This window comes from Streptomyces botrytidirepellens (assembly GCF_003721215.1).
Lineage (GTDB): Bacteria > Actinomycetota > Actinomycetes > Streptomycetales > Streptomycetaceae > Streptomyces > Streptomyces himastatinicus.
In genome coordinates this window covers 1-24,719 of record NZ_RIBZ01000862.1, presented here as the reverse complement: position 1 = coordinate 24,719, position 24,719 = coordinate 1, and the positions used below count along the sequence as shown (strand labels likewise).

Sequence of the window (24,719 nt, the reverse complement as noted above, 5' to 3'; positions counted from 1 at the left end):
CGCGGGAGGCCCGGCGGGCGCGGACGGTGAGTCGGGCCCGGCAGGCGCAGCGGGAGCGGGCGCGGGCGGCCCCTGCGGTGCGTCCTGGGGTCCCCAGGGCTGGCCCCACGCCTGCCCACCGGCGGGGGTGCCGTGCTGCTGTCCCGAGGGCGGCGTGGGCTCCGAGGGCTCCGAGGGCCACTGGTCGCCCTGAGCGGGCAGTACGACGCCCTCACGGACCGCAGGCAGCTGCGGCTCGTTCCCCTGTCCGCTCTGCGTCACCGGGTCTCCTTGAAGAAGCGATTACCGAATCGTCGGGTCACGCTACCGGTTACCCGCGGGGGTATGAGACCGCCGGAGGGAGAGACTGGTCACCGGCAAAGGCCCGGTAAAGGCCCGGCAACAGCGCCGCGAAGGGGCCGCGGCAGGGGCGTCAGGAGGGGCTCAGGCCGCCTGCACCTCCAGCCTCGCCCCGAACTCCCGTACCACCGGCTCGTCCCGGTACGGCTCCAACCGCTGCTGGAAGTCGTCCAGATACTCCGCGCCCCGGTTCGAGCGCAGCGTCTGGAGCAGATCCACCGCCTGGCCGCCGACGTGACACGCCTGCTCCACCTCGCGGCCCTGGACGTGCGCCGTGGCCAGCAGCAGCAGCCCGATGGCGCGGCGCCGCACCCGGCCCTCCGGGTGGCCCGCCAGGGCCTCTTCGGCGCGGCGCCGGGCGGGCTCGGCCTGGCCCAGGTCGCGGTGGCAGTGGGCGAGTTCGTCGGCCAGATAGGCGTGGTCGAAGTGCTGGATCCACGGCGGCTCGTCCCCGGACGGCCCGCCGCTGCCCACCGCCCGCTCCATCGCGTCCAGGGCGCGCCCGGCCGCGTGCTGACAGGCCGGGGCGTCCCCCATCAGCGCGTGCCCGCGCGCCTCGGCGGCCAGGAACATCGACTCGGCGCGCGGCGGCACCTGGCCGCGCGAGCCTTCCTGCGCGGCCTTGGCCAGCTGCGCGATCTCCCGGGGGTTGCCCAGCTGGGCGGCGAGATGGCTCATGCTGGCGGCCAGCACGTAGCCGCCGTACCCCCGGTCCCCGGCGGCCTGGGCGAGCCGGAGCGCCTGGATGTAGTAGCGCTGGGCGAGCCCGGACTGACCGGTATCGATCGCCATGTACCCCGCCAGCTCCGTCAAGCGGGCGACCGCCGCGAAGAGTTCGCGCCCGACCGACTCCCGGTAGGACCCGGCGAGCAGTCCGGAGACCACGCTGTTGAGGTAGTGGACGACGACGGGCCGCACATGGCCGCTGCCGTAGCGGTGGTCCAGCTCGACCAGCGCGTCCGTGGTGGCCCGCACCGCGGCGACGTCGGAGCGGCCGACCCGGGCCCCGGCGGTGCGCGCGACCTGCGCGTCCGCGCCGGTGATCAGCCAGTCGCGGCTGGGCTCGACGAGCGCCGAGGCGGCGACCGTGGAACCGGTCAGGAAGTCGCGGCGGCCGACGTCGCTGCGCCACAACTCGCAGACCTGCTCTATCGCGCCGAGGACGGTCGGCGAGAACTGAAGCCCCACGCCCGACGCCAGGTTCTTGCCGTTGGCCATGCCGATCTCGTCGATCGTGACCGTACGACCGAGCTTGCGGCCGAGCGCCTCGGCGATGATGCCCGGGGCGCGGCCCCGGGGCTGCTGACCGCGCAGCCACCGGGCGACCGACGTCTTGTCGTAGCGCAGATCGAGACCGTGCTCGGCACCGCACATGTTGACCCTGCGGGCCAAACCGGCATTGGAGCACGCGGCTTCCTGAATGAGCGCTTGCAGCCGTTCGTTCGGCTGTCGCGCCACAAGCGGCCTAGCGGCCATGGTTTTACCCCCAGTGACTGCTGTGCGTTCTCGGCGGATGCCGTCCCTGTTGATCAGTTCCCCGCGGGTATCGCAGGTATACGGCGAATGCGGAACTTGCCCGTATTGACCACATAGACCGCTTGGTTCACGTACGTGCGTACGGCCGCGCCAAAACGCCCTCGTACGCCTGTCACGCATGGTGGCTACCCGCTTACACAGCCGGAACCCCATACGCGCCCCCGGTCATGCACCCATGCGCCCCGGTGTGCCGTCGCGCCCCCTCTTGGGGCTCGGTTCGCCTCCGGGGGGCGCGGCCATGCGCGCGGGTCCGTGGCCTCGGCCGTAACCCTTGTTGACGCCGGAAGTTGTCTTGGTCGTGGAAGAGACCATGGACGTGACAGGCACACCACATATTCCGAAGCAGCGCGGGGAAGGGCTGCTCGACGCCGCGGTGCGCTACGCGGAGGAACGGCACTGGGACGTGCTCGCCGGTGCCTGGCTGGACACCGTGAAGGGCCTCCAGCGCTGCTCCTGCGGACAGGCCGGCTGCCCGGCCCCCGGCGCCCATCCGACCGCCCCGGACTGGGTGAACCAGGCGACCGGCAGCCCGGTCGTGGTCCGGCGGATGTGGGCCCGCACCCCGGGCGCGTCGATCCTGCTGCCGACCGGCCGCACCTTCGACGCCCTGGACGTACCGGAGTCGGCGGGCTGTCTGGCGCTGGCCCGGATGGAGCGCCGCAACGTCGACCTCGGCCCGGTCACTTCCACCCCGGACCGCAGGATGCTCTTCTTCGTGCTCCCCGGCGCCGCCGCGAAGATCCCGGACCTGCTGCGGAACCTGGGCTGGCCGCCGTCCTCGGTCGACCTGGCCGCCCGCGGCGACGGGGACTACGTGGTCGCGCCCCCGACCCGGGTCGGACGGCACGGTCCGACCCAGTGGGCCCGTCGACCGACCGCCGCCAACCGCTGGCTGCCGGACGCCGAGGAGCTGGTGAGCACGCTCGCCTACGCGTGCGGACGGGAGATCCGCGGACGCGACACCGGTGGGCGGGGGTCCGGTGGGCGGGGGCCCGGTGGGCGGGAGACCCCTGGACGTCACACCAGCGGGCGCCACACCAGCGGGCGCGAGACCCAAGGGCGCGACACCAGCGGGCGGGAGCCCCGCGGCCACGCGCCCCGGTCGCCCCAGGGGCGCTGACGCGCCCAGGCACGCCTGACGTCCCTGGGCGCCGTCACAGGCCCCCCGTATCGTGGGCGCGGACGGGGACACGACCAGTCCCCGGACCAGCCTGATGTTGGGAGACGGGGATTTCAGTGCCGGACGCACACACGGACGCAGACGTACACGCACCCGCCGAGGCGGCGGACGATCCCGCCGCCCCGCATCGGCGGCCGGCCGTGCAGGTGCGGGGTCTGTGGAAGCGGTACGGGGAGCAGATCGCGGTCCAGGGCATCGATCTCGAACTGCCCGCCGGGCAGTTCATCGGGCTCGTCGGCCCCAACGGCGCGGGCAAGACCACGACCCTCTCGATGATCACCGGACTGCTGCGCCCCGACTCCGGCACCGTCGAGATCGGCGGGCACGACGTCTGGCAGGACCCGGCCGAGGTCAAGGCGCGGATCGGCGTACTGCCGGAGGGGCTGCGGCTGTTCGAGCGGCTCTCGGGACGCGAACTCCTCGCGTACACCGGGCGGCTGCGCGGGCTGCCCGGCGACGAGGTCGACAAGCGCGCGACCCAGCTGCTGGACGTCCTGGACCTGGCCGGTGCGCAGAACAAGCTGGTCGTGGACTACTCGACCGGTATGCGGAAGAAGATCGGCCTGGCCGCCGCGCTGCTCCACAACCCGGAAGTCCTCTTCCTGGACGAGCCCTTCGAGGGCGTCGACCCGGTCTCCGCGCAGACCATCCGCGGCGTGCTGGAGCGCTACACCCGCTCCGGTGCGACGGTCGTCTTCTCCAGCCATGTGATGGAGCTGGTCGAGTCGCTGTGCGACTGGGTCGCGGTGATGGCGCGCGGCAAGATCCGGGCGCAGGGTGCGCTGGCCGACGTACGGGGCGACGCGCCGTCCCTCCAGAACGCGTTCCTGGAGCTGGTGGGCGCCCGCGACCAGGGCTCCGGGGACAACCTCGACTGGCTCGGCGGCGGCGCCCGATGACGCTCACCGACCCCCTCGACGCCAAGGGACCGCTCGCCACCGCGGCGCCCGCTCCCCCGCCGGTGCCCACCGGCTCGCTGCTGCCCGTCTTCGTCCAGCTGAAGCTGTCGCTGATGCGCAACGGGCTGCGGCAGTCCGCGGGCCGCCGCGCCGCGTACATCACCTCGCTCGTCATCACCGTCCTCTTCGCCGCCCTCCAACTGCTCGGCCTGGTGCTGCTGCGCGGGGTCGACAACGCGGACGCGCTGGTCACCGTGCTCACCGCGGTGCTCGCGCTGGGCTGGGCCGTGATGCCGCTCTTCTTCCCCAGCGGTGACGAAACCCTGGACCCCACCCGGCTGGTGATGCTGCCGCTGCGGCCCCGGCCGCTGATCGGCGCGCTGCTGGTGTCCTCGCTGATCGGCGTCGGCCCGCTGTTCACGCTGACCCTGGTGGTGGGTTCGCTGATCGCCATCGCGCACGGGGCGGCGGCCGCGGCGGCGGCCGTCCTGGCGGGCGTACTGGCCGTGCTGACGTGCGTGGCGCTGGCGCGGGCCGTCGCGACCGCCAACACCCGGCTGCTGAGCAGCCGCAAGGGCCGCGATCTGGCGCTGCTGAGCGGTCTGTTCGTGGCGATCGGCGTGCAGTTCGTGAACATGGGCGTGCAGAAGCTGTCCGGCCAGGGCGGGCTCGGCGTGCTGCGGCCCACCGCGGACATCCTGCGCTGGGTTCCGCCCGCGTCGGCGATCGACGCCGTGCAGGGCGTGAGCGAGGGCTCGTACGGGGTCGCCGCCGCCCAGTTCGCCCTGAGCGCGGTCGTGCTGGCGCTGCTGATGTGGTGGTGGTCGCGCAGCCTGACGCATCTGATGACCGCACCGGACAGCTCCACGATCCAGCAGGAGAAGCCCCGGCGGGGCGCCGACGGGGCGGGCTCGTCCGCCGCCGAGCGCGGCCCGCTCGGCCGACTGCTGCCCGCGGGGCGCACCGGCACGGTCATGCTGCGCACCCTGCGGTACGCGGTGCGCGACCCCAAGGCCAAGGCCAGCTGGGTCAGCTCGCTGGGGGTCGGCCTGCTGATGCCGTTCATCACCTCCGTCCAGGGCAACGGCAGCATCTACTGGTCGTGCTGGGCCGCGGGGATGCTGGGCATGCAGATGTACAACCAGTTCGGGCAGGACTCCTCCGCCTTCTGGATGGTCGCGCAGACCATCTCCTCGCCGCGTGACGCCTATCTCGAGCTGCGCGGACGGGCGTTCGCGGTGGCGCTGGTCGGGGTGCCGTACGTGCTCCTGGCGGTGGTGGGCTCGGCCGCCTTCCTGAAGAAGCCGGCGGCCGTCCCCGAAGCGCTCGGGCTCGCCTTCGGCCTGCTCGGCACGCTGCTGGCGACCGGCGCGATGGCCTCGGCGCTGCGCCCGTACTCCATTCCGCAGGACAGCGCCAAGAGCGTGGCACCGGGGCAGGGTTCGCTCGCGTGGATGAGCCTCTTCGGCGGCATGGTCATGGGCACCCTGCTGTGCGCGCCGCTGCTGGGCCTGACGATCTGGCTGCACATGAGCGGGATGCACAGCCTGCTGTGGGTGCTGCTGCCGCTGGGCGTGGTGTACGGCGCGGCGATCGCGGAGACCGGTCTGCGACTGGCCGCGCCGCGGACGGCGGGGCGGCTGCCGGAGATCCTGGCGGCGGTGAGCAAGGGCTGAGTGCCCCTGCGCACGAGCAGAACGAGCGGCGCGGAAGCGGGACTGGTCAGGTCCCGCTCCCGCGCCGTTTCCCCCTCTTGTCCCTCACTCCTTGACGGAACGTATCTGCGCGTCTTCGCGCGTCTTCGGCGGCTAGTCCAGGTACTTGCTGTAGACCCAGCCCCGGGTCCCGGGCTTGATGCCCGAGGTGGTCCGCTTGAGGATCTTCCCGTAGGACCAGCTCTTCATGAATCCGCCCAGACCGCCGGTGCGGCAGAAGTACCGGAAGGAGTCTCCCCGGTACAGCGTCCCTTTCGCGCGGTACCTGCTTCCCGGTCCGGAACGGAATCTGGCACCACTCGTGACGACCTTGAAATTGACGTCCGGCGAATTGAACCGGCACGCCGAGGAACCCACGGCGGATGCCGTGGGTGCCATCGCGATCGAGCCGCCCAGCATGAGCGCCGCCGAGAGCACGACCATCGAGGCTTGATGTTTAAGTTTCACGCGATCTCCCCCCGAGATCAGTGATTTCCCTAGTTCTTGTGCTAATGCGCGATGGCGCGTTGCTGAGCGTAGCAGCAGCCAATCCGCAAGCGCCGTACTGGGAGACGCCGTTGACGCCACGAAGGTTGAATTCCGGATGGGAATGCTTTCGTCCGTACCGCGGCCAGGGCCCGGATCCGGCCACCCACCGCCCGCCGTGGCGGCGTCCACCACCCCCGCACCCCGCCCTCCTCCATCGCCGCGCTACTTCCACACACTCGCACTCAGGCCGTCACAGTACGCACACAGTTGACGACCCGGATTCGGAATTCGAGCCCCTAGGATCATCGATCGAAGAAGGATCACGCTGGGGAGATCGACTTGCTGAACAAGACAACGTGGCTGCGCATCGCTACGCCCGTTGCCGTACTGGCCCTGGCTCTCACCGCCTGCGGATCTCCTGGGAAAAAGAGCCATACGTCCACGTCCCATAAGAACAAGCCGCATTCCCGCTTCAGCGCACACAAGAACGGCGAGCGCGGTGCGAGTGCGGCGGCGAAGGCCGTGCTGAAACCCGGGCAGTCCGCGTCACGGGCATTCAAAGAGGACACCGGCGTCAAGCCGTATTACTCGATCACCGCGCGGCGCGTCGACGTCGGAACCGCCGCCGATGCCACGTCCCTGGTCTCCGACCCGAAGGACGCCCGGGGCAAGGTCCCCGCGACCGGCTATGTGACGTACCGGCATATGGCCGGTGACGTCGTGAAGGAATGGCCGCGGGTCGGCGACTACGCGGATGTGTACGCGGACGGGCAGCGCGGCGCGAAGGTCATCGGCGGTGACGCGCCGAAGGGCTGCACCGACTCGGACGACATCAAGAACTGGAAGGACGGCCAGAGCTACACCCTCTGCAACACCTTCCTCATCCCCGCGGACACGAAGCGGCTGGAGATCGCCTGGACCGAGATCGGCGGCAAGCCGTTCGTCTGGAAGTTCCCCGCGCGCCGCTGATCCGCCGAATTGCTCCGGACTACTGCCGCACTCCTCCGGACTACACCGGTCCGGGCTGCGCGGGGAGGGCCGCCGCGAGGAACGGCTCCACCGCGCGGCGCCAGCCGTCCGGCCGGTCGTAGTGGACCAGGTGGCCCGCGTCGGCCACCTCCGCGTACTCGCCGCGGGGGAGGACGCGGACCATCTCCTGGGCCTCGGCGCGGCCCAACTCGCCGTCCAGGCCGCGGACGACCAGGGTCGGGCACTCCACCAGGGCCAACTCCTCCCAGTGCGCGTCATGCGCCCAGGCCGCACGGGCCTTCAGCATCTGGCGGCGGGAGAAGACGGGGCGCCAGCCGTCCGAACGCTCGGCCATGACCTCGGCGAAGAAGTCCCCCCGGGCGGGGTTCGGGCGCTCCAGCAGCGGATCGTCCTCGCCGAACCACTTGCGGACGTCCGCCAGGGTCGCGAACGGCACCGGCCAGGACCGGAACCAGTCGCTCCATTCGCGCTGGGAGGCACCGCCGAGCGCCGAGGCCCGCATGTCGCAGATGACGAGGGCACGGACCACATCGGGGCGGCGGGCGGCCAGCTGCCAGGCCGTCAGGGCGCCCATGGAGTGGCCGATGAGGGCGACCGGGCCCAGCCCGAGCTGCTCGATGGCCGCCTCGGCGTCGTCCACGTACGTACCGCGGTCGAACGGCCCTTCGGCAGGCTTCTCGCTGCGGCCGTGGCCGCGCTGGTCGAGGGCGACGGCCCGGTGCCGGGTGGCGAGCCAGCGGGCGGTCTCCGCCCAGTGCGCGGCGCGGCCCATCAGCCCGTGGAGCAGCAGCACCCCGGGGCCGCCGCGCGCCCCCGCGCGGCCTCCGGCCTTGGGCGGGTCCGTGAACTCCCAGGCCGCGAGCCGCACACCGCCGGCTCCGGTCACGTCGATGCGTCGCACCATGTCGTCTGGCACCTCCATCCCTCTCCCGGGCAACCCCCACCACCCCACAGTATCGAACTCATATTCGAACGCACCGCAAGTGCCGGGCAACACCCCTCATTCGAGTGACCGCCCTCAAGGATTGGTCGCCTCCGCCGAGGGGAGACAGCTAGCGGGAGGCGGACTACTCGGGGAAGGAAGTCCGCGGGGGATGACCCTGGGAGCTCGGGGCTCCGGGTCGCTACGGCCCCGGGTCGTAACGGCCGCGTTCGCGCGGCCCGCACGATCCGGGGCCCTTCGGGGGGACATGGGGAAGCAGGGCCCCGGCGCCTCATGGCACCGGGGCCCTCGCGTTCGAACGCCCGCTCGGCATCGCTGCCGCCCGCCGGGCCCATAGGAGCCCCCTCCCCTGACCGCGAGCACGCTTGTGCATATGCGTCAGCGACAGGGTTGCACGGGTCGCCCCCGCCCGCTCGATTTCCCCGAACTCCGGTCCAGACAAAAACCGTCACCGCAGGTGGCGCACGCTGAGCGGGCCGACGCCGTCGCCCCGCTCAGCGTGTCCCGCCGACGGCGCGGGCGCGCGCGGCGCGGGGCGGCTCATGCCGGGGGCGTCTGCGCCCGGCATGAGCCCGGACGTCAGCGACCGCGCGCAGGCGGGTTGGGCTCAGGCCCTGTCCGGCAGGACCTAGCGCTTGGCCACGAAGACGTGGGAGGCGATGTCCGCCTCCAGTTCGGCCGCTTCGCCGCTGCTGCCCACCAGGACGCCGCCCGGGGACTCCGTCACGCTCACGACCGAGCCCGGCTGGACCCCGGCCCTGCGCAGCGTGTACATCAGCTGGGCGTCCATCTGGATCGGCTCGCCGATGCGGCGCACGACCACCGTCTTGCCCTCGGTGCCGGGCGCCAGCTCGCGCAGGCTCACCATGCTGTCGTCGAGGAACGGGTCGGCCTCGCCCTTCTCGCCCAGCTCGTCCAGCCCCGGGATCGGGTTGCCGTACGGCGACTCGGTGGGGTGGCGCAGCAGCTCGAGCACCCGGCGCTCCACCGCCTCGCTCATCACGTGCTCCCAGCGGCACGCCTCCGCGTGGACCTGCTCCCACTCCAGGCCGATCACATCGACGAGCAGGCATTCGGCGAGCCGGTGCTTGCGCATCACGCGCGTGGCCAGCCGACGGCCCTCCTCCGTCAGCTCCAGGTGACGGTCGCCCGCGACCGTCACCAGTCCGTCGCGCTCCATGCGCGCGACGGTCTGGCTGACGGTGGGGCCGCTCTGATCGAGCCGCTCCGCGATCCGGGCGCGCATGGGGACCACGCCCTCCTCCTCGAGTTCGAGGATGGTGCGGAGATACATCTCCGTGGTGTCGATCAGTCCGGACATGCGTGCCCCTTGATGTGTCGTGCGGTGGCCCTGAACCCAATTCTGACGCATCCCACCGACAAGAGAGCCGGATCGGCCACTGCCGTAGCGCTGGGCGGAGGTGGTATTGACAGCTTCATGATCCACAACGCAACGTGATCCGCGCCACGGGGATGTGGACCCAAGTTAACACCGACACGAAGGGCCTCGGCGATGAGCCAGAGCAAGCCGGCAGGGCGCTTTATCGACGCCGCGATCGGGCTGCTGCACAGGGTGCGGGACGAGGAGGCCGACCGCATCGCCGCGGCGGGCGGCCTGATCGCGGACGCGGTCACCGGCGGCGGCCGGATCTTCGTCTTCGGCGCGGGCCACTCCTCCCTGCCCGCCCAGGACGTCGTCTATCGCGCGGGCGGGCTGGCCCTGATGAACCTGCTCCCGGTGCCGGGGGTGGTCGGCGTGGACATCGTGCCCGCGACCCTGGGCAGCGCGCTGGAGGGGGTCGAGGGGCTGGCCACGGCCGTCCTGGAGACCGGGCCGCTGCGCACCGGCGATCTGCTGTTCATCATCTCGCTGTCCGGCCGGAACACGCTGCCGGTGGAGATGGCGACGGGCGCGCGGGAGCGCGGGGCGACGGTGATCGGTGTGACGTCCGTGGCGTACGCGACGGCGACCACACCCCGTAACGCCTCGGGGACCTTCCTCAAGGACCACTGCGATCTGGTCCTCGACAGCAAGATCGCGGTCGGCGACGCGGAGCTGACGGCGGAGGGCGTCGGGGCACCGTTCGCCCCCGCGTCGACCGTGGTGACGAGCGCGCTGATGCAGGCCGTGGTGGCGGCGGGGGTGGAGGAGCTGGTGGCCCGCGGTGTACGGCCGCCCCTGCTGCGGTCGGGCAACGTGGACGGCGGCCACGAATGGAACAGCCAGGTGATGACGGAGTACGGGGCCCGGATCTTCTACCGGCGGTAGAAGATCCGGGCCGGCCCTAGCGGGCCAGGTCCACCGCGGCCGCGACCCGGGCCGCCACGTCCTCCGCGTACGCCGTGTCCTGGCGGTCGAAGGGGCGGCGGGCCGGGCCGCGGAGGAACGTCAGGACGCCCAGGGTGCGGCCGCGGCTGCGCAGCACCGCGCACAGGGCGTGCACCGAGCCCTCCGGCCACTTGCGGGCCGCCGCCCACCGCGCCGCCGCCTTCTCGTCCGTACGCGTCGCACTCGCCCGCACCGAACCGCTGCGCTCGGCGGCCTGGAGCGCCGGGTGGCCCTCCAGGTAGGCCACCGGGATGCCGCCCGGGGCGATCGGGGAGCACGGACCCGCGGTGCCGCACGGCGTGGCCGCCGCCCGGAAGAGCCGGATCGGCTCCGGAGCGGCGGACGACAGCGCGTCCGGCGGCGCCGACTCCGTACGGCGCTCCACGACCAAGTCGATCAGGGCGTGGTCGGCGAAGCCCGCGAGCGCGAAGTCCAGGTGGACCGCGGCCGCCTCCATCGGGTCCTCGCACTCGGCCGCCGCCCGTGCCGCCCGGTGCAGTTGATTGCCGCGGAAGCGGAGCCGCGCGCTCTCCTGCTCGTGCTCCTTCGCCTCCGTCACGTCCTGGAAGATCCAGGCCACCCCGAGCGGCACCGGCTCCTCGGTGAGCGGCGAGGCCAGCCGCAGGAAACCGCTGCGCCAGCAGCGGCGCGCCGGGGGCCCGTCGTCCGGGGCCTCGTCGGCCGCCTCGCGCAGCGTCACCCACAGTTCGGTGGGCGCCGGGGGCGCGCCCTCGGCGAGGACGTGCTGGAGCGCGTTCTCGGCCTCGTCCACGCCCTGGTCGAGGAACTCGCCCAGCGGCCGCCCGAGCGCGGCGGTGCGGCCGGTGCGCAGGGCGCCCGCCGCGTTGCCGTTGAGGACCGCCACCCGAAGGTCGGCGTCGACGAGGACGACGCTCCAGGACGCGTCCGCCAGCAGCGCTTCGCTCAGCGCGATCGACCGCTCCAGGTCCAGCTGCGCGTGCACCTCGCTGAACGCGCAGTACACCCCGGCCGGGCTGCCGTCCGCGCCCGGCACGGCGGACGACTGGGTGCGGACCAGGACCCGGCCGCCGTTTTTGGTCAGCAGTGCGAACTCGTGCACCCGGCGCCCGGTGGCGTCCAGGGCCTCCATCAGCCGCGCCTCGACGTCCCGCGCGTCCTCCGCACGGGTCGCCCAGCCCGCCAGCCCCTTGCGCCCCACGGCCTCGGCCGCCGGCCAGCCGAGGATGCGCTCGGCCTCGCGGTTCCAGTGGGTGACGGTGCCGTCGGCGTCGAACGCGCACAGCGCGGCGTCCATGCCGTCGAGGAGCGCGGCGAGCAGATCGGAGTCGTCCCGGCCGGGGCCGGCCGCGGGCACGGGCACGGCCGCCGACTGCGCCGGGACGGGACGTGCGGGACGCGCGGGTTCGGAGCGCTGCGGAGCGGTCACCGGACACCCCCTGCGGGACGTGGTGGACGTGGCTGCCTGTGGTGGTGCACGTCGGAACATTGAACTCGAACGTGACGCGCGCCACACCGGATTCCGCGAAATCGTTGCCTCTCGGAAATTTGCTTGTGTGCGGCGCGAGGGCGTTCCTAAGGTGTGGAGCACACGAGAAGGGAGGTGGTTCGGCAGATGTATCAAATCCGGACGCGTGAGGTGACTGCGGGCTAGCAGTCCGTCGTCGCGCTCAGCGCATTCGCCGGACTCGCGTACGAAAGATGTGCGCAGCCGGCCAATCCCACGCAGTCACCCGGCCCGCGGGTCGCCGGTACGTCCGACCGGCCCCCAGGCGCCCTCACCGGCGCCAGGGGACAGACCCGCGGGTCGTCTGCGTCTCCGGCTGTGTGCCGAGGCCCCGAGTGCTGTGCGCTCCCCGCGCCGGGACCGGGCTCGTCGAGCGGCTGGCCAAGCAGGGCCTGGAGGCTGTGCGCTCCCCGCACCGGGACCGGGCGCCGAGGGGCCGCCGGACGTACCACACGCCTCACGGCGACAGGCGCTCGATCCGCCAGCCCTCCTCGCCCGGCGTCCGCACGTACCGCAGCCGGTCGTGCAGCCGGTTCTCGCGGCCCTGCCAGAACTCCACCGCCTCCGGCACCACCCGGAACCCGCCCCACTCCGGCGGCACCGGCACCTGCTCCCCCGGCGGATAGCGGTCCGCCAGCTCCGCGTACGCCCGGTCCAGCTCCTCCCGCGCGCCGACCACCGAGGACTGCGCGCTGGCCCACGCGCCCAGCTGCGAGCCGTGCGGGCGGGTCCGGAAGTACGCGGCGGTCTCGTCCCGCCCGGTGCGGTGCGCGACGCCCGTCACGATCACCTGGCGGGCGATGGGATGCCAGGGGAAGAGCAGCGAGACCTGGGGGTTCTCGGCCAGTTCGCGGCCCTTCCGCGACCCGTAGTTGGTGTAGAAGACGAAGCCGCGCTCGTCGAAGCTCTTCATCAGGACCGTACGGGAGCTGGGGCGCCCGGCCGCGTCCGCCGTGGCGACGACCATCGCGTTCGGCTCGTAGAGCCCGCTGCCCACCGCCTCCTCGAACCACCGCGTGAACTGCTGGAACGGGGTGCTCCCGAGGGCCGCCTCGTCAACGCCCACCGCGCGGTAGTGCTCGCGCATGGCGGCCGGGTCGTACGTACGCGCGGAGTAAGCCGAGGGGGAAGCCGGGGGCTCCGGGTCAACGTGAGGCACGCGCATATCTTGCAACATCATCGGTCCACCGCACGGGTTACCACGAAAGAGCGATGCTCCCTCTCCCCCGCGTCGGGGGTCCGTAACCCTCCCCCGCCGCGCAAGGGGTGTGCCACTTCTCACGCGCTCCCGTGACTGGCGCGTCCCCCGTGCCGTGGCCGAACATGCGCCTGTCAGCGCGGTGCCCCGGCACCGGTTTTCGCCCCGCTGGGTGACCACCGCGCGCACGGGGCACACCACCGGGTATCCGGTACGGACCGCGAGCCGTCGGCCGCGGAGCCGTCCCGGGCCGAACGACCCCCGATGACACCGTTCTCCGCCCCTCTGACGTTTCATCCGCACCAGCCCGTAAATTCCGCACCGCCCCGCACCTTCCGCAACAGCCCGCACCAGCCGCACCAGCCGTTCGTCCACCCGTCGCCCACACATGAGGAGCCGCCCGATGTCCGACTTCGTACCCGGACTCGAGGGAGTCGTCGCGTTCGAGACGGAGATCGCCGAACCCGACAAGGAGGGCGGCGCGCTCCGCTACCGCGGCGTCGACATCGAGGACCTGGTGGGCCATGTGTCCTTCGGTAACGTCTGGGGCCTGCTGGTCGACGGCGCCTTCAACCCCGGGCTGCCCGCCGCCGAGCCCTTCCCCATCCCGGTGCACTCCGGCGACGTCCGGGTCGACGTGCAGTCCGCGCTGGCCATGCTCGCGCCCGTCTGGGGCCTCAAACCGCTCCTCGACATCGACGAGGCCCAGGCCCGCGACGACCTCGCCCGCGCGGCCGTCATGGCGCTGTCGTACGTCGCCCAGTCGGCGCGCGGCCAGAGCCGCCCGATGGTGCCGCAGCGGGAGATCGACAAGGCCGAGACCATCGTCGAGCGCTTCATGCGCCGCTGGCGGGGCGAGCCCGACCCCAAGCACGTCGCCGCCGTCGACGCGTACTGGACCTCCGCCGCCGAACACGGCATGAACGCCTCCACCTTCACCGCCCGCGTCATCGCCTCCACCGGCGCCGACGTCGCCGCCGCGCTCTCCGGCGCGGTCGGGGCCATGTCCGGACCGCTGCACGGGGGCGCGCCCTCGCGGGTGCTGGGCATGATCGAGGAGATCGAGCGCACCGGCGACGCCACCGCGTACGTCAAGAAGGCGCTCGACCGGGGCGAGCGGCTGATGGGCTTCGGGCACCGGGTCTACCGCGCCGAGGACCCGCGGGCGCGGGTGCTGCGGCGCACCGCCAAGGAGCTGGGGGCGCCGCGCTACGAGGTCGCGGAGGCGCTGGAGCGGGCCGCCCTGGAGGAGCTGCACAACCGGCGGCCGGACCGGGTGCTGGCCACCAACGTCGAGTTCTGGGCGGCGATCACGCTGGACTTCGCGGAGGTCCCCGCGCCCATGTTCACGTCGATGTTCACGTGCGCGCGGACCGCCGGGTGGAGCGCGCACATCCTGGAGCAGAAGCGGACGGGCCGTCTCGTCCGCCCCTCGGCGCGGTACGTCGGTCCGGGCACCCGCGGCCCGCAGGAGATCGACGGGTACGGGGACATCTCGCGGTAGCGGGTCAGGGCCGGGGCCGAGCGAGCCGGGGGCACTCCCCGCCCCGGCCCCCTACCCGCCGTCCGCGCCCAGCGCCTCGTCCAGGATCCGCGCCCACTGCGCCACCACCCGCTCCCGGCGTGCGCTGTCGTCCGTCAGCAGATTGGCCAGGCCCAGGCCGCGGGCCATGTCGAGCAGCCCCTGCACCGCCTCCCGCACCCCCGGGGCCGTCTCGTCGGCGCCCAGCAGCTCCACCGCCATGCGGTGCGTCTCGCGGCCGATGCGGGACTCCAGGACGGTCACCCGGGCGCCCAGCTGGGGTTCGTACGACGCCGCGACCCACAGCTGGAGCGCGGCCCGGAACAGCGGGCCGGTGTACAGGTCGACCAGCTCGGTGACGACCGCGTGGGTGCGGGCCGTGCCCTCACCCGCGGGGGCGAGGGCACGCAGCTCCGCCGAACGCTGGTCCGCGACGTGCTCGACCGCGGCGGTGAACAGGTCCTCCCGGGTCGGGAAGTGGTGCTGGGCCGCGCCCCGGGACACCCCGGCCCGCTCCGCGACCACCGACACCGTCGACCCCGCCCAGCCGTGCTCGGCCAGGCATGCCACGGCGGCCTCCAGCAGCCGCTGCCGGGTCGCGCGGCTGCGGTCCTGCTTGGGGTCGCGCGGAGGCGTACGCGTACCAGGGCTCACTTCCCGGCCCCCGTCACCCACGCCGGATCCCGCCGCTCCCGGAACGCCGTCATCCCCTCCCGCGCCTCCGCCGACGCGAACAGCCGCGCCGACAGCTCCGCGAGCCCCTCCCCGTCCCGGTCGAACGCCCGCCGCACCTCGGCCGTCACCAGCCGCTTGGACTCCGCCAGGCCCTGCGGGGAGCCGCGGCGCAGACCGTCCAGTACGGGCGCGAGCACCCCGTCCGCGTCACCCTCCGGGTCCGCCACCGTCACCAGGCCGATCCGGGCCGCCTCGGCGGCGTCGAACCGTTCCCCCGTGAGGTAGTAGCGGGCCGCCGCGCGGGCGTCCAGGCGGGGCAGCAGCGGCATCGATATGACGGCCGGGGCCAGCCCGAGCCGCGCCTCGGTGAACGCGAAGCTCGCGCCCCGCCCCGCCGCCGAGATGTCGCACGCCCCGAGCAGCCCCAGACCACCGGCCCGCACATGCCCGGTGACCCGCGCGACCACCGGCTTGGGCAGCTCCACGAGGGCGCGCAACAGCGCGACCAGCCCCTGCGCGCCCGACACGGCCGGGGGTTCGCGCAGATCCGCGCCCGCGCAGAACGTGTTGCCGGTGTGCGTGAGCAGCACCGCCCGGACCTCCGGGTCCGCCTCGGCCGCCGCCAGCCCGGCCCGCAGCTCGGCGACCAGGCGTGCGGAGAGCGCGTTGCGGTTGTGCGGCGAGTCGAGCGTGAGCGTCCTGATGCCGTGGTCGTCGGACGAGCGCACCAAGGCCGCGTCGCCGTGGGTGTCGGTCATGGGGTGGTCGAACTCCTCTCCCTGGCGCGCAGTTCGCGGCGCAGGATCTTCCCGGCGGCCGAGCGCGGCACGCTCTCCGTGAACTCCACGCGGCGGACCTTCTTGTACGGGGCCACCTGCCCGGCAACGTACGCGATCAGCTCGTCCTCCGAGATCCGGGCACCGGGCACGCGCACCACGTACGCCTTAGGGATCTCGTTGCCGTCCCCGTCCGTCACGCCGATCACGGCGGCGTCGGCGACGGCCTCGTGCGCGATCAGCACGGCCTCCAGATCGGCCGGGGCGACCTGGTAGCCCTTGTACTTGATCAGCTCCTTCAGCCGGTCCACCACGAACAGCCAGCCGTCCGCGTCCACATGGCCGATGTCGCCCGTGTGCAGCCAGCCGTCCGCGTCGACCATGGCCGCCGTGTCGTCGGGCCGCCCCAGGTAGCCCTTCATCACCTGCGGGCCCCGGATCAGGATCTCCCCGTCCTCGCCCGGCCCCACATCCCGGCCCGCTTCCCGGCCGCCGTCCATCCCCACGATGCGCATCTCGGTACTCGGCAGCAGCTTCCCCACCGTCCCCGGCGGAACGCCCTCCGCCGCCCGGGGCACCAGATGGCAGCCCGGGGACAGCTCCGTCATCCCGAACGCCTGGAGCAGCGGCGGCACGCCCAGCCGCCGCGCGCACGCCTCGGCCAGCCGCGCGTCCAGCGGCGCCGCCGCGCTCAGCACGTACCGCACCGACGACAGGTCGTGCTCCGCCACCGCCGGATGCTTGGCGAGCGCGAGCACGATCGGCGGCGCCACGTACAGCGCCTGCGCCTCGTACCGCTCGATCGCCGTCAGGAACTGGTCCAGGTCGAAGCGCGGCAGCACGATCACCGTGCTCCCGGCCCGCAGCGGGGCGTTCATCAGCGCCGTCAGGCCGTACACGTGGAAGAACGGCAGCACCGCGAGCACCCGCTCCCCCGGCCGCGTCGGCACCAGCGCCTCCACCTGCGCCAGGTTGGTCGCCACGCTGCGGTGCGTCAGCATCACGCCCTTCGGGCTGCCCGTCGTCCCCGACGAGTACGGCAGCACCGCCACGTCCTCCGCCGGGTCGATGTCCACCACCGGCTCCGGCGTCCAGCCCGCCGACATGTCCCGCAGCGAACGGTGCCCGCTCGCCTCGTCGCACACGAAGATCTCCCGCACGCCGCCCGCCTGCTCCGCAGCCTGCCGCGCCACCCCCAGCAGCGGCGACACGGTCACGATCCAGGCCGCCGCCGCGTCCCGCAGCTGCTGGGCGAACTCCTCCGCCGTCGACAGGGGATGCACCGTGGTGACCGCCGCGCCCGTGCGCGTCACCCCGTAGAACGCCATCGGATACATCAGCGAGTTGGGGCTGTGCAGCGCCACCACCTCCCCCTTGTGCACCCCCGCCGCCGCCAGCTCCGCGGCGATCCGGCGCGAGGCGTGGTCCAGCGCCGCGTAGCCGACGCTCTCCCCCGTCACCCCGTCGATCAGCGCCGTACGGTCCCCGAACTCCTTCGCCGCGCGGCCCAGCACCGCGTCGTGAATGGGCAGATCGACGGGCGGGACATCGGGAAACTCGCTGCGCAGCGCCATGGCCGCTCCCCTCGGGTCACTGTGCCTGCCAGGTGCCTTCCCGTCCGTTCTGCCCCGCTCGTCGCGCCGGTACGACCGTCAGTACGACTTCGGCAGCCCCAGCGTCTGATGCGAGACAAAGTTGAGGATCATCTCCCGGCTGACCGGTGCGATCCGCGCCACCCGCGCCGCCGTGATCAGCTTCGCCAGCCCGTACTCCTCCGTCAGGCCGTTCCCGCCGAGCGTGTGCACCGCCTGGTCCACCGCCTTCACGGCTGCCTCCCCGGCCGCGTACTTCGCCATGTTGGCCGCCTCCCCCGCGGCCGCGTCCTCCCCCGCGTCGTACAGATACGCCGCCTTCGCCATCATCAGCCGGGCCAGCTCCACCTCGATGTGCGCCTGGGCGAGCGGGTGCGCGATCGCCTGGTGCGCGCCGATCGGCTCCTTCCACACCTGGCGGGTGCGCGCGTAGTCCACCGCCTTCGCCAGCGCGTGACGGCCCATCCCGAGGGCGAACGCCGCCGTCATGATCCGCTCCGGGTTGAGCCCCGCGAAGAGCTGCGCAAGACCCGCGTCCTCGTCCCCCACCAGCGCGTCCGCCGGGAGTCGTACGTCGTCCATGACGACCTCGAACTGCTTCTCGTTCGCGGCCACTTCCATGGGGATGTGGTGGTACGAGAAGCCGGGGGTGCCGCCCGGGACGATGAACAGGCAGGGCTTGAGCTTCCCTGTACGCGCGTCCTCCGTGCGGCCCACGATCAGGGTCGCGTCGGCGATGTCCACGCCGGAGATGAAGACCTTGCGGCCGGTGAGCACCCAATCGGCGCCCTTGTCGGTGCCGTCGCGGCGAGCGGTGGTGGTGATGCGGTGCGAGTTCGATCCGGCGTCCGGCTCCGTGATGCCGAACGCCATCGTCACGCTGCCGTCCGCCAGCCCCGGCAGCCAGCGGGACTTCTGCGCGTCCGTGCCGTACCGGGCGATCACCGTGCCGCAGATCGCGGGCGACACGACGAGCATCAGCAGCGGACAGCCCGCCGCGCCCAGCTCTTCGAGCACGATGGACAGCTCGGCTATGCCGCCCCCTCCGCCGCCGTACGCCTCGGGGAGGTTGACGCCGAGGTAGCCGAGCTTGCCCGCCTTGGCCCAGAGGTCGCGGGTGGCGGTGTCGAGGTTGTCCCTGCCGAAGGACGCGACCGCGCTGCGGAGGTCGGCCTGCTCCGGGGTGTCGATGGGCGTGTGCGCCCGGGCCTGGCTCATGTGCGGCTCCGTCCGTCGTCCTGGGTGGCTGCCTGGTGTGGGGTGGCTGCCTCGGCTGTGGTGGCTGCTCCGTCGTGGGCGGCTGCTTCGTCGTGGGCGGCTGCTTCGTGGTGGGCCGTGACGACCGCGAGCAGCGCGCCGACCTCGACCTGACGGCCCTCGGCGGCGTGCAGCGCGGTGAGCACCCCGGCGGTGGGGGCCGTGACGCGGTGCTCCATCTTCATCGCCTCCAGCCACAGCAGCGGCTGGCCCGCCTCCACGGGGTCGCCCACGGCGACGTCGGCGATCCGCACCACCGTGCCGGGCATGGGGGCCAGCAGGGAGCCCGGCGCGGTGCGGGCGGTGGGGTCGGGGAAGCGGGACAGGGGGGTGAGGGTGTGCGACCCGAGGGGCGCGTCGATGTATATGCGGTCGTCGTGACGTGAAACGTCGAACTTCCGCCTGATGCCGTCGACTTCGAGGACGACATGGTGCGGGGCCGCCCGGAGCAGCCGGAGGTCCGGGAAGTCCTCCGTGACGAGGCCGTCGCGGGTGAGCCGGTAGCGGACCTCGTGCTCGGTGCCGTCCGCTGCGCGGTACGTCTTGGTCTGCGGCTGGGACGGTACGTTCCGCCAGCCCCCGAGCCGCCCCGCCACCGTCGCGGGCCGATCCGATGCGTCGGCCAGCGCGGCGGCGAGGGCGGCCAGCGCCAGGCCCTCCCCGTTGTCCTCGGTGAGTGCGTCGAGGTGGCGTTCGAGGAAGCCGGTGTCCATGCGCCCGGCCTCGAACTCCGGGTGCCGCAGGGCTCGTACCAGCAGGTCGCGGTTGGTGACCGGGCCGTGGATCCGGGCGTGCTCCAGCCCGTGGGCCAGCCGCCGCAGCGCCTCGGCGCGGGTGGGCGCCCAGGCGATGACCTTGGCCAACAGGGGGTCGTAGTGGACGCCGATCACGTCCCCGTCCGCGATCCCGGAGTCGACGCGCAGCCCGGCGAGATCCAGCCGGTGCATCACGCCCGCCTGCGGCTGCCACCCCCGCCCCGGGTCCTCCGCGTACAGCCGTGCCTCGACCGCGTGGCCGCGCGGGGACGGGGGCTCGGGGTCCAGGGGTCGGCCCTCGGCCACCCGTAGTTGGAGGGCCACCAGGTCCAGCCCGTACACCTCCTCCGTCACCGGGTGCTCGACCTGGAGGCGCGTGTTCATCTCCAGGAAGTACGCCCGGCCCGCCGACGAGACCAGGAACTCGACGGTGCCCGCGCCCTCGTATCCGATGGCCCGGGCCGCGTTCACGGCCGACTCCTCCAGCAGGCCGCGCAGTTCGTCGCCGAGGCCCGGCGCCGGGGCCTCTTCGATGACCTTCTGGTGGCGGCGCTGGAGCGAGCAGTCGCGGGTGCCGAGGGACCACACGGCGCCGTGGGTGTCGGCCAGCACCTGGACCTCGACGTGGCGGGCGCCCTCGACGTACGGCTCGACGAACACCTCGCCGTCCCCGAAGGCGGACGCCGCCTCCGCGCGGGCGGAGGTCAGCTCGGCGGCGAGCGCGGCCGTGTCGCGGACGACGCGCATGCCGCGGCCGCCGCCGCCCGCCGCGGCCTTGATGAGGACGGGCAGGTCGTCGGCGGCGACCCGGTCCGGGTCGAGGGAGTCGAGGAGGGGGACGCCCGCGTCGCGCAGGAGCCGTTTGGCGCGGGTCTTGGAGGCCATGGCCTGCATCGCCGCGGGCGGCGGCCCGACCCACAGCAGCCCCGCGTCGCGCACGGCCTGGGCGAAGGCGGCGTCCTCGGAGAGGAAGCCGTAGCCGGGGTGGACGGCGTCGGCGCCCGCCGCCAGGGCGGCCTTGGTCAGCAGGTCGCCGCGGAGGTACGTGTCGGCGGGGGCGTCGCCCGGCAGCCGTACGGCGGTATCGGCCTCCCGGACGTGCGGGGAGTCGGCGTCCGCGTCGGAGTGGACGGCGACGGTGGCGATGCCGAGTTCGCGGCAGCTGCGGATGACGCGGCGGGCGATCTCGCCGCGGTTGGCGATGAGGAGGGTTCGGATCACGGACATCACGGCGGGGTTTTTCCTCACATCCGGAAGACGCCGAAGCCACCGCGCGCCCCCTCGACGGGCGCGGTGTGGAGGGCGGAGAGACAGAGGCCGAGGACGGTGCGGGTGTCGCGCGGGTCGATGACGCCGTCGTCGTACAGCCGCCCGGAGAGGAAGTGCGGCAGCGACTCGGACTCGATCTGCTGCTCGACCATGGCGCGCAGGGCGGCGTCGCCGTCGTCGTCGTACGGCTGCCCCTTGGCGGCGGCGGACTGGCGGGCGACGATCGACAGCACCCCGGCGAGCTGCTGCGGGCCCATGACGGCGGACTTGGCGCTGGGCCAGGCGAAGAGGAAGCGCGGGTCGTACGCGCGGCCGCACATGCCGTAGTGGCCGGCGCCGTAGGAGGCGCCGATGAGGACGGAGAGGTGGGGGACGCGGGAGTTGGAGACCGCGTTGATCATCATGGCGCCGTGCTTGATGATCCCGCCCTGCTCGTAGGCGCGGCCGACCATGTAGCCGGTGGTGTTGTGGAGGAAGAGGAGGGGGATGTCGCGCTGGTTGGCGAGCTGGATGAACTGCGCGGCCTTCTGCGACTCCTCGCTGAACAGCACCCCCTGGGCGTTGGCCAGGATGCCCACGGGATAGCCGTGGAGGGTGGCCCAGCCGGTGGCGAGGCTCGCCCCGTACAGCGGCTTGAACTCGTCGAAGTCGGAGCCGTCGACGATGCGGGCGATGACCTCGCGGGGGTCGAAGGGCACCTTGAGGTCGCCCGGGACGATGCCGAGCAGCTCGTCGGCGTCGTACTTCGGCGGCTCGGCCGGGCCCGGGTCGGGGTGGGCCTTGCGCCAGTTGAGGCGGGCGACGACGCGGCGCGCCTGGTGGAGGGCGTCGGGCTCGTCGGTGGCGAAGTAGTCGGCGAGCCCGGAGGTGCGGGCGTGCATGTCGGCGCCGCCGAGGGATTCGTCGTCGCTCTCCTCGCCGGTGGCCATCTTGACCAGCGGCGGACCGCCCAGGAAGACCTTGGACCGCTCCTTGACCATGATCACGTGGTCGGACATGCCCGGGATGTACGCGCCTCCGGCCGTGGAGTTGCCGAAGACCACGGCGACGGTGGGGATTCCGTCGGCCGACAGCCGGGTGAGGTCCCGGAAGAGGGCGCCGCCCGGGATGAAGATCTCCTTCTGCGAGGGGAGATCGGCGCCGCCGGACTCGACGAGGCTGACGACGGGGAGGCGGTTGACGCGGGCGATCTCGTGGGCGCGCAGGATCTTCTTCAGCGTCCACGGATTGCTGGCACCGCCCCGCATGGTGGGGTCGTTGGCGCTGATCAGGCACTCGACGCCGGAGATCACGCCGATGCCGGTGACCACAGAGGCGCCGACCGGGTAGTCGCTGCCCCAGGCGGCGAGCGGGGACAGCTCCAGGAAGGGCGCATCGGGGTCCAGGAGGAGTTCGATGCGCTCCCGGACCAGCAGCTTCCCGCGCTTGCGGTGGCGCTCGACGTACTTCTCGCCGCCGCCCGCGAGCGCCTTGGCGTGTTCCGCCTCCAGTTCGGTCAGCTTGGCGAGCATCGCCTCGCGGTGGGCCGCGTAGTCGGCGCCTGCGGGGTCGAGCGCGGACGCGAGCACGGTCACAGCAGTACCTCCGGTATGTCGAGGTGGCGCGAGCGCAGCCATTCGCCGACGGCCTTGGCCTGCGGGTCGAAGCGGGCCTGCGCCGCGACGCCCTCGCCGAGCAGGCCGTCGACGGTGAAGTTGAGGGCGCGCAGATGCGGGAGTTGGTGGCGGGTGATCGGCAGATCGGCGGTCTCCGGGAGGAGTTCGCGCAACCGGTCGACGGTGAGGGTGTGGACCAGCCAGCGCCAGGCGTCATCGGTACGCACCCACACACCGACGTTCGCGCTCCCGCCCTTGTCGCCACTCCGCGCCCCGGCGACCGCGCCGAGCGGGGCGCGGCGGGTGGGGCCGTTGAGCGGGGGCGGCAGCGGGGGTTCGTCGGCGGGCGTGAGCCGGCGGGTGTGCGGGGCCGGGGGGATCGCGGTCCGGGTGCCGTCCGGCAGGACGGCGATGTGCGGAACGCTCTCGGCAGGGACGTACGCCGCCTCGAACACCCCGTACGGGGCGGCCTTGCCGGGCGGCGCGGTGACGTGAAAGCCGGGCAGGCTGGCGAGCGCCAGCTCCACGGCCGCGCCGCTGACCGCCCGCCCCACGGTGTCGGGGTCGCGGTCCCGGACGACGAGCCGCAGCAGCGCGCTCGCCTCCTCCTGCACGTCCGCGTCGGGGCGGTCGGTGCGGGCCAGCGTCCAGCGGACCTCGGCGGGGCGGCGCTTGGTGAGGGCCGCCTCCATCTGATCGCGTACGAGGGCGGCCTTGGCGTCGATGTCGAGGCCGGTGAGCACGAACACCACCTCGTTGCGGTGCCCGCCGAGCCGGGTCAGCCCGGCCTTCAGGGTCGGCGGCGGCGCCTCGCCCCGTACGCCGTCGATCCGCACCCGGTCGGGGCCGTCCTGGGTGAGCCGTACGGAGTCCAGGCGGGCCGTCACGTCCGGCCCGGGGTAGCGGGCGCCCGCCGTCTCGTACAGCAACTGGGCCGTCACGGTGCCGACGGTGACGGCACCGCCGGTGCCCGGGTGCTTGGTGATGACGGCCGACCCGTCCGGGTGGATCTCGGCGAGCGGGAAGCCGGGGCGGCGCAGGTCGTCGATCTCGGTGAAGAACGCGTAGTTCCCGCCGGTCGCCTGCGTCCCGCACTCCAGCACATGCCCGGCGACCACGGCCCCGGCCAGCGCGTCCCAGTCGTCCGCCGCCCACCCGAAGTGCGCGGCGGCGGGCCCGGTGACGAGCGCGGCGTCGGTGACCCGCCCCGTGACCACGACGTCCGCCCCGCCTCGTAGACACGCGGCGATTCCGCCACCCCCGAGATAGGCGTTGGCGCTGACCACCCCCGGCCCCCAGTCCCGCGCCCCCAGCAGATCGTCCCCCTCCACGTGCGCGACCCGGCACCCGATCCCGAGCCGCTCCGCGAGCCCCCGGATGGCGTCGGCCAACCCGGCCGGATTCAGCCCACCCGCGTTGGCGACGATCCGCACCCCCCGCTCGACGGCGAGCCCGAGGGTGTCCTCCAGCTGGCGGAGGAAGGTGGTGGCGTAGCCGCGGGCGGGGTCCTTGGCCCGGTCCCGCCCGAGGATCAGCATGGTCAACTCGGCGAGATAGTCCCCGGTCAGCACGTCGAGCGGCCCATCGGTGAGCATCTCGCGCAGGGCGTCGAAGCGGTCCCCGTAGAAGCCGGAGGCATTGCCGATGCGGAGGGGTTCCGTCGTGGTCACGCCGCACCCCCGCCCGGCCGCCGCCCACGCCCCGGGGGTCCGGCGAAGGCCTGGGCGATGTCCAGCCAGTGGTCCGCGTCGGGGCCCTCGGCCCGTACGGCCAGGTCGTCGCGGTGGGCGCGCTGCGTGACCAGCAGGCAGAAGTCGAGCGCGGGGCCCGTGACGCGCTGGGACGCATCCTCGGGGCCGTACGTCCACACCTCACCACCCGGCGCGGTGAGTTCGACGCGGAACTCCTCGGCGGGCGGCTCCAGGCCGCGCGCGGCGTAGGCGTAGCCCCGGGCCCGTACGCCGATACGCGCCACGTGCCGCAGCCGGGCGGTGGGGATGCGGCGCACGCCCAGCGCGTCGGCCACGTCCTGGCCGTGCGCCCAGGTCTCCATCAGCCGCGCCGTCACCATCGACATGACGCTCATCGGCGGCCCGTACCACGGCAACCGGGCGCCGGGCGGCTGCGCGGCGAGCACCCGCGCCAGCCGCTCCCGCCCCTCCCGCCACCGCTCCAGCAGCGCGGCGGGCGGCTCG

The 24,719-nt window shown here is 73.2% G+C and carries 19 protein-coding genes and 2 pseudogenes; 6 read left to right on the top strand and 15 right to left on the bottom strand.

Annotation, left to right across the window (positions count from 1 at the left end):
* Both EEJ42_RS52095 and EEJ42_RS46195 read right to left on the bottom strand, forming a co-directional pair.
* Positions 1 to 261: pseudogene (locus tag EEJ42_RS52095) on the bottom strand (hypothetical protein); the annotation flags it as partial.
* 162 nt (positions 262 to 423) lie between these two features.
* Positions 424 to 1,815 (bottom strand): NsdA family TPR-like regulatory protein, encoded by a 1,392-nt coding sequence (locus EEJ42_RS46195; protein WP_123108121.1) that lies wholly within the window; start codon positions 1,813 to 1,815, stop codon positions 424 to 426.
* A gap of 370 nt (positions 1,816 to 2,185) precedes the next feature.
* Here EEJ42_RS46195 and EEJ42_RS46190 point away from each other — a divergent pair.
* The 3 genes and pseudogenes from EEJ42_RS46190 to EEJ42_RS46180 form a co-directional block, all read left to right on the top strand.
* A pseudogene (locus EEJ42_RS46190) lies at positions 2,186 to 2,824 on the top strand (bifunctional DNA primase/polymerase); the annotation flags it as partial.
* A 287-nt stretch (positions 2,825 to 3,111) separates the two neighbouring features.
* Positions 3,112 to 3,954, top strand: a complete 843-nt coding sequence (locus EEJ42_RS46185) for an ABC transporter ATP-binding protein (RefSeq protein WP_425473083.1) — start codon at positions 3,112 to 3,114, stop codon at positions 3,952 to 3,954.
* Positions 3,951 to 5,630 carry a transporter gene (locus tag EEJ42_RS46180; protein WP_123108120.1) on the top strand — a complete coding sequence of 560 codons (1,680 nt, stop codon included), beginning with the start codon at positions 3,951 to 3,953 and terminating at the stop codon, positions 5,628 to 5,630. Before EEJ42_RS46185 ends, EEJ42_RS46180 begins: the two co-directional genes overlap by 4 nt.
* Positions 5,631 to 5,762: 132 nt before the next feature.
* Here the strand turns inward: EEJ42_RS46180 and EEJ42_RS46175 are convergent, their stop codons facing one another.
* The gene (locus EEJ42_RS46175; protein WP_123108119.1) at positions 5,763 to 6,116 is read right to left on the bottom strand and encodes an SH3 domain-containing protein; all 354 of its coding nucleotides are present in this window, start codon (positions 6,114 to 6,116) and stop codon (positions 5,763 to 5,765) included.
* 360 nt (positions 6,117 to 6,476) lie between these two features.
* On the opposite strand from EEJ42_RS46175, the gene EEJ42_RS46170 reads away from it, so the two are divergent.
* Entirely contained in the window at positions 6,477 to 7,106 is a 630-nt protein-coding gene (locus tag EEJ42_RS46170) for a hypothetical protein (protein ID WP_123108118.1), read from the top strand.
* Between the two features lie 40 nt (positions 7,107 to 7,146).
* On the opposite strand, the gene EEJ42_RS46165 is transcribed toward EEJ42_RS46170, so the two are convergent.
* Positions 7,147 to 8,031, bottom strand: a complete 885-nt coding sequence (locus tag EEJ42_RS46165; RefSeq protein ID WP_123108125.1) for an alpha/beta fold hydrolase — start codon at positions 8,029 to 8,031, stop codon at positions 7,147 to 7,149.
* 667 nt (positions 8,032 to 8,698) lie between these two features.
* Positions 8,699 to 9,391 carry an iron-dependent transcriptional repressor DtxR gene (locus EEJ42_RS46160; protein WP_063729711.1) on the bottom strand — a complete coding sequence of 231 codons (693 nt, stop codon included), beginning with the start codon at positions 9,389 to 9,391 and terminating at the stop codon, positions 8,699 to 8,701.
* Between the two features lie 192 nt (positions 9,392 to 9,583).
* On the opposite strand from EEJ42_RS46160, the gene EEJ42_RS46155 reads away from it, so the two are divergent.
* On the top strand, positions 9,584 to 10,339 hold the full coding sequence (locus EEJ42_RS46155) for an SIS domain-containing protein (RefSeq protein WP_123108117.1): 756 nt from the start codon (positions 9,584 to 9,586) through the stop codon (positions 10,337 to 10,339).
* A 16-nt stretch (positions 10,340 to 10,355) separates the two neighbouring features.
* Here the strand turns inward: EEJ42_RS46155 and EEJ42_RS46150 are convergent, their stop codons facing one another.
* Positions 10,356 to 11,867: a PAS domain-containing protein gene (locus EEJ42_RS46150; RefSeq protein WP_123108116.1), complete on the bottom strand. Its 1,512-nt coding sequence runs from the start codon at positions 11,865 to 11,867 to the stop codon at positions 10,356 to 10,358.
* Positions 11,868 to 12,342: 475 nt separating this feature from the next.
* Positions 12,343 to 12,972: a pyridoxamine 5'-phosphate oxidase gene (gene pdxH / locus EEJ42_RS46145; RefSeq protein ID WP_179940295.1), complete on the bottom strand. Its 630-nt coding sequence runs from the start codon at positions 12,970 to 12,972 to the stop codon at positions 12,343 to 12,345.
* Positions 12,973 to 13,486: 514 nt separating this feature from the next.
* Here pdxH and EEJ42_RS46140 point away from each other — a divergent pair.
* Entirely contained in the window at positions 13,487 to 14,587 is a 1,101-nt protein-coding gene (locus EEJ42_RS46140) for a citrate synthase 2 (RefSeq protein WP_123108115.1), read from the top strand.
* 51 nt (positions 14,588 to 14,638) lie between these two features.
* Here EEJ42_RS46140 and EEJ42_RS46135 read toward each other — a convergent pair whose 3' ends face one another.
* From EEJ42_RS46135 to EEJ42_RS46100, 8 genes are all read right to left on the bottom strand, one after another.
* Positions 14,639 to 15,259 carry a TetR/AcrR family transcriptional regulator gene (locus EEJ42_RS46135; protein ID WP_123108123.1) on the bottom strand — a complete coding sequence of 207 codons (621 nt, stop codon included), beginning with the start codon at positions 15,257 to 15,259 and terminating at the stop codon, positions 14,639 to 14,641.
* Positions 15,256 to 16,038, bottom strand: coding sequence for an enoyl-CoA hydratase family protein (locus EEJ42_RS46130; RefSeq protein ID WP_123108114.1), 783 nt, complete (start codon positions 16,036 to 16,038; stop codon positions 15,256 to 15,258). Before EEJ42_RS46130 ends, EEJ42_RS46135 begins: the two co-directional genes overlap by 4 nt.
* A complete protein-coding gene (locus tag EEJ42_RS46125; RefSeq protein ID WP_123108113.1) occupies positions 16,035 to 17,630 on the bottom strand; it encodes a 4-coumarate--CoA ligase family protein in 1,596 nt (531 codons plus the stop codon). Before EEJ42_RS46125 ends, EEJ42_RS46130 begins: the two co-directional genes overlap by 4 nt.
* A 78-nt stretch (positions 17,631 to 17,708) precedes the next feature.
* Complete coding sequence (locus tag EEJ42_RS46120) at positions 17,709 to 18,866, bottom strand: acyl-CoA dehydrogenase family protein (protein ID WP_123108112.1); 1,158 nt, start codon at positions 18,864 to 18,866, stop codon at positions 17,709 to 17,711.
* The gene (locus EEJ42_RS46115; RefSeq protein ID WP_123108122.1) at positions 18,863 to 20,881 is read right to left on the bottom strand and encodes an acetyl/propionyl/methylcrotonyl-CoA carboxylase subunit alpha; all 2,019 of its coding nucleotides are present in this window, start codon (positions 20,879 to 20,881) and stop codon (positions 18,863 to 18,865) included. The genes EEJ42_RS46120 and EEJ42_RS46115 overlap by 4 nt, the downstream gene beginning before the upstream one ends.
* Before the next feature lie 23 nt (positions 20,882 to 20,904).
* Positions 20,905 to 22,503, bottom strand: coding sequence for an acyl-CoA carboxylase subunit beta (locus tag EEJ42_RS46110; RefSeq protein ID WP_123108111.1), 1,599 nt, complete (start codon positions 22,501 to 22,503; stop codon positions 20,905 to 20,907).
* Positions 22,500 to 24,194 (bottom strand): acyclic terpene utilization AtuA family protein, encoded by a 1,695-nt coding sequence (locus EEJ42_RS46105; protein ID WP_123108110.1) that lies wholly within the window; start codon positions 24,192 to 24,194, stop codon positions 22,500 to 22,502. Before EEJ42_RS46105 ends, EEJ42_RS46110 begins: the two co-directional genes overlap by 4 nt.
* A partial coding sequence (locus EEJ42_RS46100; RefSeq protein WP_123108109.1) for a TIGR03084 family metal-binding protein occupies positions 24,191 to 24,719 on the bottom strand: 529 nt, incomplete at its 5' end. The genes EEJ42_RS46100 and EEJ42_RS46105, both read right to left, overlap by 4 nt.